At 65.4% G+C, this 15484-nt stretch carries 15 protein-coding genes; 4 read left to right on the forward strand and 11 right to left on the reverse strand.

What is annotated here, in order from left to right; all coding sequences use genetic code 11:
• Positions 1–56 precede the first annotated feature (56 nt).
• From ACCQ08_RS20635 to katG, 3 genes are all read left to right on the forward strand, one after another.
• Positions 57–1151: an ornithine cyclodeaminase gene (locus ACCQ08_RS20635; protein WP_373450844.1), complete on the forward strand. Its 1095-nt coding sequence runs from the start codon at positions 57–59 to the stop codon at positions 1149–1151.
• Positions 1135–2121: an arginase gene (gene rocF, locus ACCQ08_RS20640; protein WP_312836000.1), complete on the forward strand. Its 987-nt coding sequence runs from the start codon at positions 1135–1137 to the stop codon at positions 2119–2121. The genes ACCQ08_RS20635 and rocF overlap by 17 nt, the downstream gene beginning before the upstream one ends.
• A gap of 330 nt (positions 2122–2451) precedes the next feature.
• On the forward strand, positions 2452–4659 hold the full coding sequence (katG, locus tag ACCQ08_RS20645; RefSeq protein WP_373450845.1) for a catalase/peroxidase HPI: 2208 nt from the start codon (positions 2452–2454) through the stop codon (positions 4657–4659).
• 62 nt (positions 4660–4721) lie between these two features.
• Here katG and ACCQ08_RS20650 read toward each other — a convergent pair whose 3' ends face one another.
• From ACCQ08_RS20650 to ACCQ08_RS20660, 3 genes are read right to left on the reverse strand one after another with little or no spacing between them, the layout of a single operon-like run.
• The gene (locus ACCQ08_RS20650; protein WP_239811810.1) at positions 4722–4901 is read right to left on the reverse strand and encodes a hypothetical protein; all 180 of its coding nucleotides are present in this window, start codon (positions 4899–4901) and stop codon (positions 4722–4724) included.
• A gap of 50 nt (positions 4902–4951) precedes the next feature.
• Positions 4952–5851: an FAD-dependent oxidoreductase gene (locus ACCQ08_RS20655; RefSeq protein WP_373450846.1), complete on the reverse strand. Its 900-nt coding sequence runs from the start codon at positions 5849–5851 to the stop codon at positions 4952–4954.
• Complete coding sequence (locus ACCQ08_RS20660; RefSeq protein ID WP_373450847.1) at positions 5835–6320, reverse strand: Rrf2 family transcriptional regulator; 486 nt, start codon at positions 6318–6320, stop codon at positions 5835–5837. Before ACCQ08_RS20660 ends, ACCQ08_RS20655 begins: the two co-directional genes overlap by 17 nt.
• 160 nt (positions 6321–6480) lie before the next feature.
• On the opposite strand from ACCQ08_RS20660, the gene ACCQ08_RS20665 reads away from it, so the two are divergent.
• Positions 6481–6834 (forward strand): VOC family protein, encoded by a 354-nt coding sequence (locus ACCQ08_RS20665; RefSeq protein WP_373450848.1) that lies wholly within the window; start codon positions 6481–6483, stop codon positions 6832–6834.
• A 59-nt stretch (positions 6835–6893) separates the two neighbouring features.
• Here ACCQ08_RS20665 and ACCQ08_RS20670 read toward each other — a convergent pair whose 3' ends face one another.
• From ACCQ08_RS20670 to ACCQ08_RS20705, 8 genes are all read right to left on the reverse strand, one after another.
• The gene (locus ACCQ08_RS20670) at positions 6894–7400 is read right to left on the reverse strand and encodes a DUF6882 domain-containing protein (RefSeq protein ID WP_373450849.1); all 507 of its coding nucleotides are present in this window, start codon (positions 7398–7400) and stop codon (positions 6894–6896) included.
• A gap of 149 nt (positions 7401–7549) precedes the next feature.
• Positions 7550–8389, reverse strand: coding sequence for an iron uptake system protein EfeO (gene efeO, locus ACCQ08_RS20675; RefSeq protein ID WP_373450850.1), 840 nt, complete (start codon positions 8387–8389; stop codon positions 7550–7552).
• A 138-nt stretch (positions 8390–8527) separates the two neighbouring features.
• Positions 8528–9874, reverse strand: coding sequence for an iron uptake transporter deferrochelatase/peroxidase subunit (efeB, locus tag ACCQ08_RS20680; RefSeq protein ID WP_369459399.1), 1347 nt, complete (start codon positions 9872–9874; stop codon positions 8528–8530).
• A 45-nt stretch (positions 9875–9919) separates the two neighbouring features.
• A complete protein-coding gene (gene efeU / locus ACCQ08_RS20685; protein WP_373450851.1) occupies positions 9920–12034 on the reverse strand; it encodes an iron uptake transporter permease EfeU in 2115 nt (704 codons plus the stop codon).
• A 374-nt stretch (positions 12035–12408) separates the two neighbouring features.
• Positions 12409–13017 carry a response regulator transcription factor gene (locus ACCQ08_RS20690; protein WP_373450852.1) on the reverse strand — a complete coding sequence of 203 codons (609 nt, stop codon included), beginning with the start codon at positions 13015–13017 and terminating at the stop codon, positions 12409–12411.
• On the reverse strand, positions 13014–13688 hold the full coding sequence (locus ACCQ08_RS20695) for a sensor histidine kinase (RefSeq protein WP_373450853.1): 675 nt from the start codon (positions 13686–13688) through the stop codon (positions 13014–13016). The genes ACCQ08_RS20690 and ACCQ08_RS20695 overlap by 4 nt, the downstream gene beginning before the upstream one ends.
• The gene (locus tag ACCQ08_RS20700; RefSeq protein ID WP_373450854.1) at positions 13685–14086 is read right to left on the reverse strand and encodes a hypothetical protein; all 402 of its coding nucleotides are present in this window, start codon (positions 14084–14086) and stop codon (positions 13685–13687) included. Before ACCQ08_RS20700 ends, ACCQ08_RS20695 begins: the two co-directional genes overlap by 4 nt.
• 81 nt (positions 14087–14167) lie before the next feature.
• Complete coding sequence (locus ACCQ08_RS20705) at positions 14168–15346, reverse strand: porin (protein WP_373450855.1); 1179 nt, start codon at positions 15344–15346, stop codon at positions 14168–14170.
• Positions 15347–15484 lie beyond the last annotated feature (138 nt).

Below are 15484 nucleotides of genomic sequence, written 5' to 3' on the forward strand. Positions count from 1 at the left end.
GCGCCTCTTTGGCCTGCGCAGCGGGCAGCCATAACGAAAAACCAGGAGCCATCACCATGACAACCCACCCAGGCCAAGTCGACTTTCTCAGCACCGATGCCGCCGCCACGCTGGTGCAGCGTGTGGGCCTGACCGAGCTGCTGCGCGGCTTGGTCAGCGCACTGGAACAGGACTTTTCCCGCTGGCAGGACTTTGACAAGAGCGCGCGCCTGGCCCAGCACACCCCCGACGGCGTGATGGAGCTGATGCCGGTGGCCGATGCCAGCCATTTCGCGTTCAAGTACGTCAACGGCCATCCCAAGAATCCCCAACTGGGCATTCCGTCGATCATGGCCTTCGGTGCACTGATGCGGGCCGACACCGGCGCGCCCATCCTGCTGAGCGAGCTCACCTTGACGACCGCGCTGCGCACCGCCGCCACTTCGGTGATGGCGGCCAAGCTGCTCGCCCGGCGCAGCAGCCGCACCATGGCGCTGATTGGCAACGGCTCGCAAAGCGAATTCCAGGCGCTGGCCTTTGTCGGCCTGCTGGGCATCCAGTGTCTGCGCTTGTTTGATATCGACCCCGCCGCCACCGACAAGCTCATCCACAACCTGCACACCCAGATGCCCGGCCTGCAGGTACAGCGCTGCCGCAGCGCCGCCGAAGCCGTGCAAGGCGCCGACATCGTCACCACGGTCACAGCGGACAAGACCAATGCCACCATCCTGCGCCGCGACATGGTCGCGCCCGGCATGCACCTGAATGCGGTGGGCGGCGACTGCCCAGGCAAGACCGAGCTTGATGCCGCGATCCTGCCGGATGCCAGGGTATTCGTTGAATTTGCGCCCCAAAGCCGCATCGAGGGCGAGATCCAGCACATGCCTGAGGACTTTGCCGTGACCGAACTGTGGCAGGTATTGCGCGGCGAGCAGGCAGGCCGCCAGCGAGATGACGAGATCACGGTGTTAGACTCCGTCGGCTTTGCGCTGGAGGACTACACCGCCTTGCGCTACATGCATGCGCTGGCCCGGCAGCACCAGCTGTTGCAGCCGCTGGCCCTGCTGCCACAATTGAGCAATCCTAAAAACCTGTTCGAGCTGCTGTTGCCGCCCGCAACCCACGACGAACCAGCTCCCGCCGAAGCCGACCGCCATGCCATTCCAGCCTGACCTGACCTCCGCCCCCGTGCACGCGCCCGCCACGCCCATCAGCCTGATCGGCGTACCCACTGATATCGGTGCCGGACGCCTGGGCGCCGCGATGGGGCCGGATGCCTTGCGCGTCGCCCAACTGGGGCCGGCGCTCAGCGAGCTGGGTTGCGACGTGCACGACCTGGGCAACCTGGCCGGGCCCGCCAACCAGCGCAAGCCGCGTGACCCCGCGCATGGCGATCTGCGCAACTTTGGCGAGGCCGTTGTCTGGAACCAGGCGGTGCATGACGCTGTGCACGGGCAGTTGGCCGCAGGCCGCATGCCCTTGATGCTGGGGGGAGACCACAGCCTGGCCGTCGGCTCCATCAGCGCCGTGGCGCGCCATTGCCGCGACACCGGCAAGCGCCTCTATGTGCTTTGGCTCGATGCGCATGCCGATTTCAACACGCCCGACACCTCCCCATCGGGCAATGTCCATGGTATTCCGGTGGCCTGCCTCTCGGGTCTGGGCCCGCGCGAGCTCACGCACCTGGCCGGCTTTGCGCCCGCACTGGGGCCGCAGTCGCTGTGCCAGATCGGTTTGCGCAGTGTCGATGCGCAGGAAAAGCACCTGATAAAGACCCACAACATCGATGTGTTCGACATGCGTGCCATTGACGAGCTGGGCATGCGCGAAACCATGCTGCGCGCGCTGGCGCCATTGGCCGGCTGCGACCCGAGCCAGACCCATCTGCACCTGAGCTTTGATGTGGATTTTCTCGACCCCGAGATTGCGCCGGGCACGGGCACCACAGTGCGGGGCGGCCCCAACTACCGTGAAGCGCAGCTGTGCATGGAGATGATTGCCGATACCGGCCTGCTCGGCTCGGTGGACATCGTCGAGCTCAACCCTGCGCTCGACCTGCGCAACCAGACCGCCGAGTTGGTGGTGGATCTGGTGCAAAGCCTGTTTGGCAAGAGCACGCTCGTCAAGGACCTGCGCCGCTGACCGGTGCCTGGGCCGTTGCGCCCCTGCACGCTACCCTCCCCCAACGCCACGCTTGTAGTCATTGTCTGACAACACCGGTTTGCCAACCGGTGCTGTAATGGCGCGTGCCTGTCTTCGCCATGGCTCTTTTCAACCATGGTTTGGCGGATCTAGGGCTGTCTAAGGTATTTATTAATCATCGTGTTGCGGATATTCAATCGGCAAACGCGGCTTGGGACAGGCACTGGCATTCATAATCAAAAAACATGGAAACCGCCTCCGCCATCGGCGTTTTCTTATCACTATGCCGCCAGCTGTCTGGCGTCCTGTCAGCTTGAACCGGAGAACCCCATGACCACAGAAGCCAAATGCCCCTTTCACGCCGCAGCTGCACGCAACAGCGAAACGGCTGCCCAAGGCAACGGAACGACCAGCCAGAGCTGGTGGCCCAACCAGCTGCGCGTGGACCTGCTCAGCCAGCACCACCCGGCCAACAACCCGCTGGGCGCAGACTTCAACTACGCCGACGAATTCAAGAAGCTCGATTACGAAGCCGTCAAGCGCGACCTGCGCGCGCTGATGACCGACTCGCAGGACTGGTGGCCGGCTGACTTTGGCCACTATGGCCCGCAGTTCATCCGCATGGCCTGGCATGCCGCAGGCACCTACCGCGTGCAGGATGGCCGTGGCGGCGCAGGCCGTGCGCAGCAGCGCTTTGCACCCCTCAACAGCTGGCCGGACAACGTCAATATCGACAAGTCGCGCCGCCTGCTCTGGCCCATCAAGCAAAAGTATGGCAACCAACTGTCCTGGGGCGATCTGATGATCCTCTGCGGCAACGTCGCGCTGGAAACCATGGGCTTTCGCACCTTTGGCTTTGCCGGTGGCCGGGTCGATACCTGGATGCCCGACCAGGATGTGTACTGGGGGGCAGAGAAGGAATGGCTGGCCACCAGCGACAAGGCTAACAGCCGCTACAGCGGCGACCGCGACCTGGAGAACCCGCTGGCCGCCGTGCAGATGGGCCTGATCTATGTGAACCCCGAAGGCCCGGACGGCAATGGCGACCCGATCTCGGCGGCGCGAGACATTCGTGAAACCTTTGCCCGCATGGCGATGGACGACGAAGAGACCGTGGCGCTGATCGCCGGTGGCCACACCTTTGGCAAGACCCATGGTGCCGGCGCAGCCAGCCATGTGGGTGCCGAGCCCGAGGCCGATGGCATCGAAGCCCAAGGCCTGGGCTGGACCAGCAGTTTTGGCTCCGGCTCCGGGCGCGATGCGATCACCTCCGGCCTGGAAGTGACCTGGACGCAGACCCCCGCGCAGTGGAGCAATTTCTTCTTCGAGAACCTGTTCAAGTACGAATGGGTGCAGGAGAAAAGCCCCGCAGGTGCGATCCAGTGGGTGGCCAAGGATGCGCCCGATGTCATCCCCGATGCGCATGGCGGCCCCCACAAAAAGCCCACCATGCTGACCACCGACCTGTCGCTGCGCCAGGACCCGGCCTACGAAAAGATCTCACGCCGCTTTCTGGAAAATCCGCAGGCCTTTGCCGAAGCCTTTGCCCGCGCCTGGTTCAAGCTGACCCACCGCGACATGGGCCCGCGCAGCCGCTACCTGGGCCCGGAAGTGCCGAAGGAAGAGCTGGTCTGGCAAGATCCCATTCCTGCGGTGACGCATCCACTGGTCGATGCCGATGATGTGGCCAGCCTCAAGGCGCAGGTGCTGGCATCAGGCCTGACGGTGCAGGAGCTGGTGGGCACGGCCTGGGCTTCGGCCTCGACCTACCGGGGTTCCGATATGCGCGGCGGCGCCAACGGTGCCCGCATCCGCCTGGCCCCGCAAAAGGACTGGGACGTGAACCAGCCTGCGCAACTGGCCAAGGTGCTGGGCGTGCTCGAAGGCATCCAGCGCGCGTTCAACAAGGCGGCTGACGGCGACAAGCGCATCTCGCTGGCCGACCTGATCGTGCTGGCGGGCAATGCCGGTGTCGAGAAGGCCGCCACCGATGCTGGCGTCCCCACCACCGTGCCCTTCCACCCAGGCCGCAGCGATGCCACGGCCGAGCAGACCGATGCCGCATCCTTCCAGTACCTGGAGCCCAAGGCCGACGGTTTCCGCAACCACCTGCAAGGCCGCTTTGCGGCGGCCGCCGAGGCCCTGCTGATCGACAAGGCCCAGCTGCTGACGTTGACCGCGCCCGAGCTGACCGTGCTGGTCGGTGGGCTGCGTGCCATCAACATCAACACTGCGGGCAACCAGCAGGGTGTGCTGACAGCCGCGCCCGGCAAGCTGAGCAATGACTTCTTCGTCAACCTGCTGGACATGGGCACGCAATGGAAGGCGCAGGAAGACGGCAGCTTTGTCGGCGTGGACCGCAAGAGCGGTGCCCAGCGCTGGACGGCCAGCCGCGTCGACCTGGTCTTTGGCTCCAACGCCATCCTGCGCGCCGTCGCCGAGGTCTATGCCCAGGCCGGCGCCAAGGAAAAAATGGTCAAGGACTTCGTTGCTGCCTGGACCAAGGTGATGGAACTGGACCGCTTTGACCTGAAGTAAGCCCCTTCTCCACCCCACCAAGCTGCCCGCCCGTCCCTGCTGCAGGGGCAGGCGGGCATTTTTTACATCTGCGTGCCACTGGCCGATGCCGCAGCCAGCCATTGGCCGCTGGGCCAGCCGCCCGATGCCACGGCCGCCTCCAGAATCTGGCGCAGCACCGCCACGGTGGCACGCACCGGCTGGGTCAGGCTGCGGTTGGCGGCATAGCCCAGCGCCGGCAGCCAGATCGCTCGCCCCGGCAATCGGGGAAGAAACGCCCTCTAGAGGGCGTTTACTGCATCCGGCCCTTGGCTCAGAACATCGAGGCGCGGTGCGCGGCCACCCCGGCCATCGCACCATCCGCCACCGACAGCGCAATGCTGCCCGCTGCACGCGCAGCATCGCCGCAGGCAAACACATTGGCCACGCTGGTCTGCTGCATCGCATCCACCTGCACATAGGGGCCCATCGGGCCATCGGCCAGCACGCAACCGAGCTGCTGCGCCAGCGGGCTGGCGGGCGAGGTGCGTGGCTGGGTAAACAGGCCTTGCATGCGGATGCTGCGGCCATCGGCCAGCACCACATCCGCAAAACCATCGATGCGCTGCACCGGCGTCGCCTCGATCTGGGTGCCGCGCCGGGCGAAATCGGCCAGATCCGCCTCCGTCGGCGCGTAGACGCCATTGAGAAACAAGGTGGTCGGGCCCCAATCGGGCAGCATCATCGCATGGTGGTGCGCCATCGGCGACGCGGCAATCACCCCGATGGCGCCGCCACCCACCTCGTAGCCATGGCAATACGGGCAATGGAACACGCTGTGGCCCCAGCGCTCGGCCAGGCCGGGCACGGCGGGCAGCTCATCGCGCACACCGGTGGCCAGCAGCAGGCGGCGCGCCACCAGCAACTGGCCGCCTACCTGTAGCGACAGTTCGCCGCTGGGCAGCACCCGGGCCTGCTCGGCCTGGCCGCCGATCCAGCGCACGCTGGGGTACTGCAGCAATTGCGTGCGGGCCTGCGTCCACAGCGCGGCAGGCGCCACACCGTCGCGCGACAAAAAGCCGTGCGAGGTGCTGCCTGCCTCGTCGACAAAGCGGTTGCGGCGCAGGCCGGCATCGATGACGGTGACCTGGCGGCGCGCCCGCGCCAGCTGCAACGCCGCCGACATGCCGGCGTAGCTGCCGCCGACGATGGCGAAATCAGTGTGAATGTCCATGGTGGTCCTCTATACGGTGGGAAGTGGATGTTTTGGCCAGCCGGTGCGCGCGCAGCGAAGCGCCGATCTGGGCAGACAGCTGCGCCAAGGTGATGCCGCCCAGCTTGGCCAGCAACGAGGCCTCGGCCTCCTGCATGGCGCTGCGCAGCGACTGGTTGACCACCTGTGCGACCAGGCATTCGGGGTGGTCCTCGCGAAAGCCCAGCGACACCAGCGCCGGCGCGCCCAGCGCCTGGTGGATGTCGCGCAATGTCGTCTCGCCCCAACCGGGCGCAATCAGCCAGCCGCCCCCATGGCCCTTGCCGGACGAGACCATGCCCGCATCGCGCAAGCCGGCCATCAGGCGCCGCAGCACCACCGGGTTGGTGTCCATGGTCTGTGCCAGGACCTCAGAGGTCAGCGGCGTCTGCGCCTCGGCCAGGTGCAGCAGCACGCGCAAAACGTCGGAAAACTGGCTGTTGTGTTTCATGCAACTATTGTAGTTACATGAAATGAATCCGCGCCAGCGGCTTCGCCAAGAACCATTACCCAGGCTAAGGTCAAGCGCTTGCCGATGGCAGCCAGCGCCCCGCTGTGCCATGCCACCATCGCGCAGCCCACCACCGCCCCCCAAAGCAACGGAAATCGCCTTGTTCAAGAAGCTGGAGTCTGTCGTGCTGTTTGTCGCCGATATCAATGCGGCGGCCGCCTGGTATGCGCAGCTTTTGGGCACGGAGGTGCAACACGAGAACGCGCACTATGCCTTTGTGCAAGGCCCGGGACTATTGATCGGCTTCCACCTCACCGATGGCAAATGCCCGGGCGGCGTGAGCGGCACCACGGTGTACTGGGAGGTAGCCGACCTGGGCGCGGCCATTGAGCGCCTGCAGGCGCAGGGCGCCCGGCTGTACCGGGGGCCGATGACGACCAGCCTGGGGGCTACAGCCGCGATGCTGCTGGACCCCTTTGGTTGCAGCCTGGGCTTGCTTTGCCCAGCGCGCTAGTCGTGCGTAGCTAGTCGCGGACGGCCAGTCGCGGGCGGCCAGTCGCGGGCGGCCAGCCTTTACTGCAACGCCTGGTCCGGGTTCTGTACCACTTGCAGATGCAGGATGCTGAAGTACAGCGTGATATCGCCCTGCTGGTCGATAAAGGTGCCGATCGCGCGCTGCAGGCGGGCGGCAATGCAGAGGCACTCCGTTGCTTCCGGCCGGCCACCGGGGATGCGCGCGGTGGTCAGCAAGGCCAGCTGGTGCTCGCGGCCAAAGTCGTGCACGACCTCCAGGGCCTGGCCATGCTGGGTGGGGATATTGGCATTGGCCCAGCTCCACACAAAGCTGCCTTCGCGCTCGCTGCTGGTGCCCACCAGGCAGACGGTGCCCTGCACCTCATGCAAGGGCGCCTGCAGCACCAGGCTGGCGCTTTCCAGATCCCAGTGGTATTGCGGCGCATTCTGCAGGCCGAACTGGCGTGGCCATTCGGTATTGCGGGCCATCATCGTCTCGACGGCCTCGCGGCTCCAGGCGGCCCAGTCGGTCTCGCCCCCGTCGGGGCTGGTGGTGGTGTCTTTCATAGCGCTAGCCGTTCAAATTGCAGCCGCCATTGTCGGCCAATCCAAGAGCCTGTTCTAAGAGCCTGATGGTCGACAACTGCGTCAGCCATAAAAAAACCGCCCCTTGCACAGCGCAGGGACGGTTCATCGTTCAGCGCCTGCGGGCGTGATCAGTTCAGGCCGAGCATGCCGCGCAGCTTGGACAGGTCTTCAGCCAGCGTGTTGACGCGGCCTGCCAGGATCTTGCGGTCGCCCTCACCCAGCTTGGTGTACAGCTCAAAGCTGCCATCGGGCTTGCGGTATTTGGCCAGGATGTCGAACACGGTCTTGAAGTTGGCCGCAGTCTTTTCGACAAAGGCCTTGTCCTGCTTCTCGACCAGGGGGCGCAGCAGTTCGAAAATCTTGTCCGCACCTTCGAAGTTGGCCTGGAAGTCGTCCAGGTCAGTGTGGCTGTAGCGCTCTTCTTCACCCGATATCTTGGTGGCCGCCACCTCTTCCATCAGCACCGCAGCGCCGCCCACGACCTTTTCAGGCGGGAAGGTCAAACCGCTCACGCGCTTTTGCAGTTCCTTGGCATCGGCCAGCAGCTTGTCGGCAAAAGGGGTCAGGCCCTTGGTGCTCTTTTCGACCCAGAGGCCATACTCGATGCGGTGGAAGCCGGTGAAGCCCGGGTCCTTCTCGGCCTTTTCATGGTCGTCGGCACGCGAATCCATGCTCTTGTCCAGATCGGCAAACAGCTCGGCAATCGGCTCGATGCGCTCGTAGGGGCGGCGCACGACAGCGTACATCTTCTTGGCCTCTTCGATCTTGCCGGCCTTGACCGCATCGGTGAAGGCCTGCACGCCCTTGACCAGCTCGCGCAGGTTGTTGTTGACGTACAGCTTGTACTCCGCCAGCGGCTTGACCAGCTCCAGCGCAGACACGCCTTCTGCTGCCCAACTGGACAAGGGGATGACGCTGGCACTGCCGGCCAGCAGCAGGCCTTGCAAGAATTGGCGACGCATAAACATACGAGAACTCCTAGACTGTTAGATTGATAATTTTTGGCTTCCGGTATCCCCATGCCAAATCCCGGCTGACGTGCTTCATGAAGAAGAACGCGCCCAGGCCTTGCCGTACAGACACCGGTGGCTGGTTAGGAAACGAGGTCAGGCCTTGTTGGCGGCAGCGGCCAGCAGGCCACGGCCCAGCCAGTCATTGGCATCGGCCACACCGGGCAGCACATAGAAAAAGCCGCCGCCAATGGGCTTGATGTATTCTTCGAGCGGCTCGCCGTCGAGGCGCTTTTGCACGGTGACAAAGCCCTTTTCCAGATCGGCCTGGTAGCAGATGAACAGCAGGCCCATCTCCAGCTGGCCGGACTTGGTCACACCATTCGAATAGTTGAAGGGCCGGCGCAGGATCAGGTTCGCTTCGCTGCCATGGTTGCGCGGGTTGGCCAGCCGGATATGGGCGTCCATCGGCGTCTTCTGGCCTTCGGGATCGGCCGCATAGTCCGGCGTGTCGTGCTCGGTCTTCTTGCGCGCATCCAGCGGCGCACCGCTGTCCTTGTCGCGGCCCATGATGGCCTCCTGCTCGCCCAGCGGCGTGCGGTCCCAGCGCTCGACAAAGTTGCGGATGATGCGCACGGCCTGGTAGCTGCCGCCCGCGGCCCAGGCGGGCTCGTCGGATTCAGGCTGCACCCAGACAATGCGGCGCATCATGGCCTCATCGTCCGATGGCGGGTTGGCCGAGCCATCGCGGAAGCCCAGAAAATTGCGCGCGCTCTCTGCGGGCTGGCCCACGGCAGCGGGGATCGGCGGTACCGAGCCCTCCTGCTTCCAGCGCACCATCAGCAGATCGGGCAGGTTCTTGATGATGTCACGCAGCGCATGGATATTGGTATCGGGCGTGTTGGCGCAGAACTGGATCGACAGATCGCCATGGCAGAGCGCGGCCTGCAGCGCATCGTTGGGGTGCTGCTGCATGGGGGTCAGGCGCTTGGGCCGCTGGTCCTTCAGGCCAAAGCGGTCATCAAACAGGCTGTGGCCCACGGCCACGGTGACCGTCAGTGCATCGGGCTGTACCACCGGGCCCAGAATGCCAGAGCCCGCCGGCGGCAGCTTGGGGTCGAGCACCGGCTGGGCACCGCCCTGGGTCAGAAAGTGTATGCGCTCGGTCAAGGTCTTGAACAGGCGCTCCAACTCTGCCGGGTTGCTGGCCAGCACATCAAAGCTGACCACCATGCCGGCCAGCGGCCGGGGCGTGACGATGCCGGCTTGGTGCCTGCCGTAAAACGGCACGCGCTGCGCAGACACGCTGCTGTGCGGCGCATCGGCCACCTGGGTGTTGCCCGGCGAGGCATCGTCGGCAGCCAGCGCCTGGCGCACGGGCATGCCGGCCAGCACGCCGGCGCCCATGGCGCCAGCGGCCTCGCCCAGCCAGCGGCGGCGCGACGGGTCGGTGCCCTCGCGGACGATGGATTGAGACTCGTTCCTGTTCTTGAACCAAGACATGTGGTGCTTTCTGTATGTTATTTGTAGAAATAGAAGGCGGAAACTTTAGGGCTGCAAGCCCAGCGCCGCATTGACCTTGGCCATGCTTTGCGAACTCTGGTAGAGCGCCTGGGCCAGGTTCTGGCACTGCACCGGGTTCAGTGCCTGGCCGGCCATGTCGGCCACCTGGCTGTCATCGGCGGGCACGCCCAGCTCTTCGATGCGCTGGCGCAGCTTGGCCAGGCTGTCCTGCAACTGCTGGTTCAAGGCCGGGTTGGCATTGCCAAGTACCGGGGACAGCACTTGCTGGGCCTTGTTGGCCGCCGCCCAGCTGCCATAGACGAACTGCAGCACCGCCCGGCCCTGTTCGGGCGTGGTCGCCTCGCCGGGAATCAGGGTGGAGGCACGCTCCAGCGCCTTGGCCGCTGCGGCGGCAATCGACTGCGGCTGCAAGGCCGCATCGCCCAGGCGCTGGGCCAGTTGCTGCACATCCTGCTGCAGGCTGGTGGCCAGCGGCAGCAGCTGCTCAGCCGGCTCGCCCGCTTGCAGACCGGCGGCAATGCGCTGCAAGCCCACAAAGGCCGGGTCCTTGTAACGCAGCGCAAAGTCTGCGGCGCGCGCATCGATGCGGGCATTCAAATCGCCGTACTGCACCGCCAACGGGGCCAGCTTTTGGTACTGGCCGCGCGCCAGCGCTGCCAGTTGCAGGGCATCGCCGGGGTAGCCATCGGGCGAGGTGGCACCGGCTTCCAGTGGATGGGCCAGGCGCTGCTGCAGCGCATCGACCATCTCCTGCAGGCTGGCCGTCTCGGTCAGCATGTAGACCTGGTACTCGGCCAGTGCGCCCAGGAAGGCGGTCACCGGCGGCTTGGCGGCTTCGGCCTTGAAGGCGTCCGACGTCGTCACCGTCAGGCTGCCGCGCGCGGCGTTGAGCAGGCCGCAGGTCATCTCATAGTTGCCGGGTACCAGGCGTGCGCTCAGCTGCTGCGTCATGCCGGGCAGAATGTTCTCGCGCTCTTCGAGCACCATCACGCCGTCCAGAATTTCCCATTCCAGCGCCCGCTGCGACTGGTTGACGATGCGGAAAATCACCTTGCCCGCTGGCACGGTCACCGCATTGGGGGTGCAGGTGCCCTGGTTGATCTCGATGGTCACTACCGGCACGCCATCGACCGATGTACTGCTGCCTGCAACCTCGCTGGCACGCGGCACCGTCGATGCCTGCCAGAAAGCGGCGGCACCGAGCAGAAACACGACGACGCTACCCAGGACAACCGGGCCAAGACGCGGAGCAGGCTCATCAGCGGCCACTTCGGCCACTTCGGCCGCTGCGGCTGCAAGGGTGGGCGCGGCAGGAGCGCCCGCCACGGCAGGCGCCGCCTTGACCGGCCAGAAGAACATCACCAAGGTCACGGCCAGGTACAGCGCCCAGGCCAGCACTTCGCCTGCGACGGGTGCATGCATGTAGCCCAGCAGGCCGCCCAGAATGACACCCAGCGGGCTGTCTTCGGGCAGCACGGCGCTGCTGTCGAACACCACTTGCTGCAGCTGGTTCCAGACCCCGGCCTCATGCAGGCGGCGCACGGCGCCGGCCAGCAGGCCAGCCGCCACGACCAGGATAAAGATACCGGTGTAGCGGAAGAACTGGCGCAGATTGATGCGCACGCCGCCTTTGTAGAGGCCCACGCCCAGCAGCACCGACAGCGCCACGCCGAGGAAGGCGCCCGCTGCGGCACTCCAGCCCGAGCTTTGCTGGAAGATGGCCAGCAAGAAGAAGACGGATTCGACGCCTTCGCGCGCCACCGCCAAAAAGACCATGCCGATCAGTGCCCAGCTGGCACTGCCCGAGGTGCTGAGCGCCTTGTCGACCGAGGCCTGCAGCTCCCCTTTGATCGAGCGCGAGGCCTTGCGCATCCAGAACACCATGCCGGTCAGCATGCCCACGGCGATAAAGCCGACCAGCGCTTCAAACAGCTCCTGCTGCTTTTGCGGAAACTCGGCGGCCATCCACTGCAGACCCGCGCCGACAAACAGCGACAGACCCAGCGCCAGGAACACCCCCGCCCAGACAGCGGGCATCAGCCTGGCACGGCCCGTGTGGCGGAGGAAACTCGCAATGATGCCCACGATCAGCGCGGCCTCGATGCCCTCGCGCAACATAATCAAAAAAGGAACCAGCATGTAATGTGTTGCTCAAGCCGGGGTCGCACGTCAAGGCTGCGCCGCCTGCTGATCTTTCTCAGTTCTGTCGATGAATCCCATACCCTGCAGGATGGCCAACGGTTGGCCGCAGGCAGCCCATGCGGCAATGCAACAAAGGCAGGTGCAGCATGTTAAGACCAAACTGGCGACCCTGGCGGTCCAGCGTGCAGTCTTCGACAAGCAGCTACCATCTTTACAAGCGAAAACGTATATCTTAGCACCGCTCACGGGGCTTTCAAGCTATCAATTACATAGCAACCCTGCAGAACCCAACACCCCTGCCGCCAACATGGCGTAAGCCGGGCTTCAGAATGGCCCGGGCCGCCTGGTGCCGCCCGTTTCGCGCCAGGCCACTACGCACCCAGCTTTTCGGTCAACCGCACCAGATCGGCCAGCGAGCTCAGCTGCAGCTTGCGCATCGCATTGCCGCGGCGCACCTTCACGGTCACTTCACTGAGTTGCAACTGGTGTGCAATCTGCTTGTTCAACAGGCCCTTGACCACCAGTTGCACCACCTCGCGCTCGCCGTCGCTCAAGGTCTGCCAGCGTCCGCCGATCTCGGCACGGTCGGCATCCGCCAGGCGCCGTGCGCGGTCTTGCGCAATGCCTTGGTGGATCGCGTCCAGCAGGTCCTGGTCGCGAAACGGCTTGGCCAGAAAGTCGATGGCGCCGCTTTTCATGGCTTTGACGCCCATCGCAATATCGCCATGGCCGGTGATGAACACCACCGGCAGCTGCAATCCCAGGGTCTGCATCTGGCGCTGGAACTCCATGCCGCTCAGCCCCGGCATGCGCACATCCAGCACCAGGCAGGCGGGCACATCGGCCAGCGGCTGTGCCAGGAATTGGGCCGCCGAGGCAAAGGCGCGCACCGGCAGACCGACCGATGCGAGCAAATCCTCCAGCGCGGCGCGCACCGAGTTGTCGTCATCGACCACATAGACCATCGCTGCGTCCGTCATGCCTCGCCCTCCCCAGGTGCCACCGGTACGCTGAATGTGAACACCGCCCCGCCCGGTGCATGGGGTTCGGCCCAGATATGGCCGCCATTGGCCTCGACAATGCTGCGGCTGATGCTCAGCCCGACGCCAATGCCCTCGTGCTTGGTGGTCCAGAAGGGTTCGAATACCTGTTCCTGCGCACCGGCGGGCAAGCCGGGGCCGCCGTCCGAAATGCGGAACACCAGCTTGTCGGCCTGCTGCAGCGATTCGACAAGGATGGTGCGGCGCGCTATATCGACCAAGGCCGTCGCCTCCATCGCATTGAGCACCAGATTGGCGATCACCTGCTGGACCTGCACCGGATCAGCCAGCGCCAGCGGCAATCCGGGCGCCAGATCGGCACGCATCGCGATGTCCAGCCGCTGCATCTCGGCGTGCGACAGGGCCAGCACTTCACGCACGGCGGCGTTGAAGACGAAGGGCCTGGTGCTGGCCGGCTCGCCTTTGCTGAGCTTTCGCACCCGCGCAATGATGCCGCTGGCCCGGTCCGCATCGCCAAGGATGCGCTGCAGGGCCTGACGGGCCTTGTCCAGCTGGGGCGGGTCCTGCTCCATCCAGCGCTGGCAGGCGTGGCCGCTGGTGACGATGGCCGCCAGCGGCTGGTTCAGCTCATGCGCAATCGACGTGGTCATCCCTCCAGGCTGTGAATGCGCGAGATGCGCAGCAGCCTGGCCTGTGCCTCGTGCGCCGCCGCGCGCGCCAGTTCCGCCGTGCAGGCCAGGTAGCCGGTGATGACAATCGCCACCGTGCTGATCAGCATGTTGACCAGCCCGGCGCGCTGGTCACCATAGCTGGTGATGAGAAAGCTCAGCCAGGTCAACGCAACGCAGCTGCCTGACAGCACGATGAGCCCACGCCATGTCAGCGCATGGGCCATCGCCAGAATGATCACGGTGTAGAAGACCGACACGGCCACTTCATAGCGGGTTGCCGTGTCTATCAAAAACAGCAGCGCCAGGGCCAGCACCATGGCGGTCAGATGCAGGCCCGGGCGGCGCCGGGGCGTGGTTGGCAGGGACGGTGTCTTCATCAGCAACAGAGCGTCTGTGGGTTACAGGGATTGCCAAAGGCTACCACGCCGATCCCAGCGGTGCAGCGAAGTCCCTGTGCCTCAGAAACGGGTGTTCAGCCCGAAAGCCACCTGGCTGACCGAGGGTTGGCTGGCATCCAGAGCCCCATCCATCGCATAGGCCCGGCCATGGGCGGCAAATGCGTAGAGGGAGGTGCGCAGCGACAGCGGGTAGATGTAGCCCAGCGACATCACCTGGCTGGTCTTGGCGCGTGCGCCGCTGTCCTGCCAAGCCCAGCTGGGCCGTGCCTGGGACCACTGCATCTGAAACTCGCCATGGCCCGTCGGAATCGATGCCGCCAGATAGACCGCGTCCAGCCGGCCTCCATCGATGAACTCGGCAGGCCCCAGGCCCTGGAGCCCGGCCGCCTGCAACTGCGCCGGGCCATCACCGCCATTGCGCCCGACAAAGCCATTGCGCTGGCGGCTCCAGCCCGCTGCCAGGCGCGCCACACCAAAGTTATAGCTGGCACCCAGCTGCGCAGCGCTGGGGCGCCGCCCTCCCAGGGCATCCAAGCGCAGCGCACTGGCTTGCTCCCAGCTCGCGGCCAGCAGCCATGGGCCTTGCTCATAGCGCAACGCCAGACTGTAGAGCTTGTAGGCAGAGCCGCCGGCCGCATCAGCGGCTGCTGCATCACCTGCATCAAAACTGTAGCTGGCGCCCAACTGCACACCACTCCACTGCGGGCTGCGCCAGCTGATCTGTCTGGACACCTGGTAGTTGTCGGAGGCCCGCAGCAAGGCACCCACGCCAAAATCGCGCCAGGCCCCCACTTCGATCGCGCTGACAAAGGCCTGGCCGACGGTGTACTGGCGCCCCAGGCGCAACTCGCCCAGGCTGGCGCTCCCCACCCCCACCCAGGACTGGTAGTTGAACGGCCGTGCCGGGTCATCGGGCGCACCATGGGCAACATCCAGCCCGCCCTCCAGCGCGAAGGCGGCGTAGCTGCCGCCGCCCAGCGTCTCGCGGCCCTGCAGGCCCCAGAGCGAGTCCGACAGGCCCCCGCTCAAAAGGCCGTTTTCGGTGGGGCCGCCGCTCACCCGGGTTGAACTGACCGCCGCATCGACGGTGCCATACAGGCGTACATGGGTTTGCGCCTGGGCGGGCATGGCCACCACGGCGGCCAGTACAGCGGCGGCGCTGCACCAAGCCCAGCGGATACGTGTCTGCTGGGGCGCCAACGGGCGCGCAGCAATCCATACAAAAAACAACGGTGACATAGGTGGCTCGGTAAAGGTGGGGCCGGGGCGCTGCTGCAACGCGCGACGGGCGCAGCGGCCCGGCTGCAGAAAACAGGAAGATAACCAGCACCAAGGGCTGCGCAGGCCATGGCACCAGCCTCCCCCGTGCGATCGTGC

This window comes from Comamonas sp. SY3, assembly GCF_041730275.1.
GTDB lineage: Bacteria > Pseudomonadota > Gammaproteobacteria > Burkholderiales > Burkholderiaceae_C > Comamonas > Comamonas sediminis.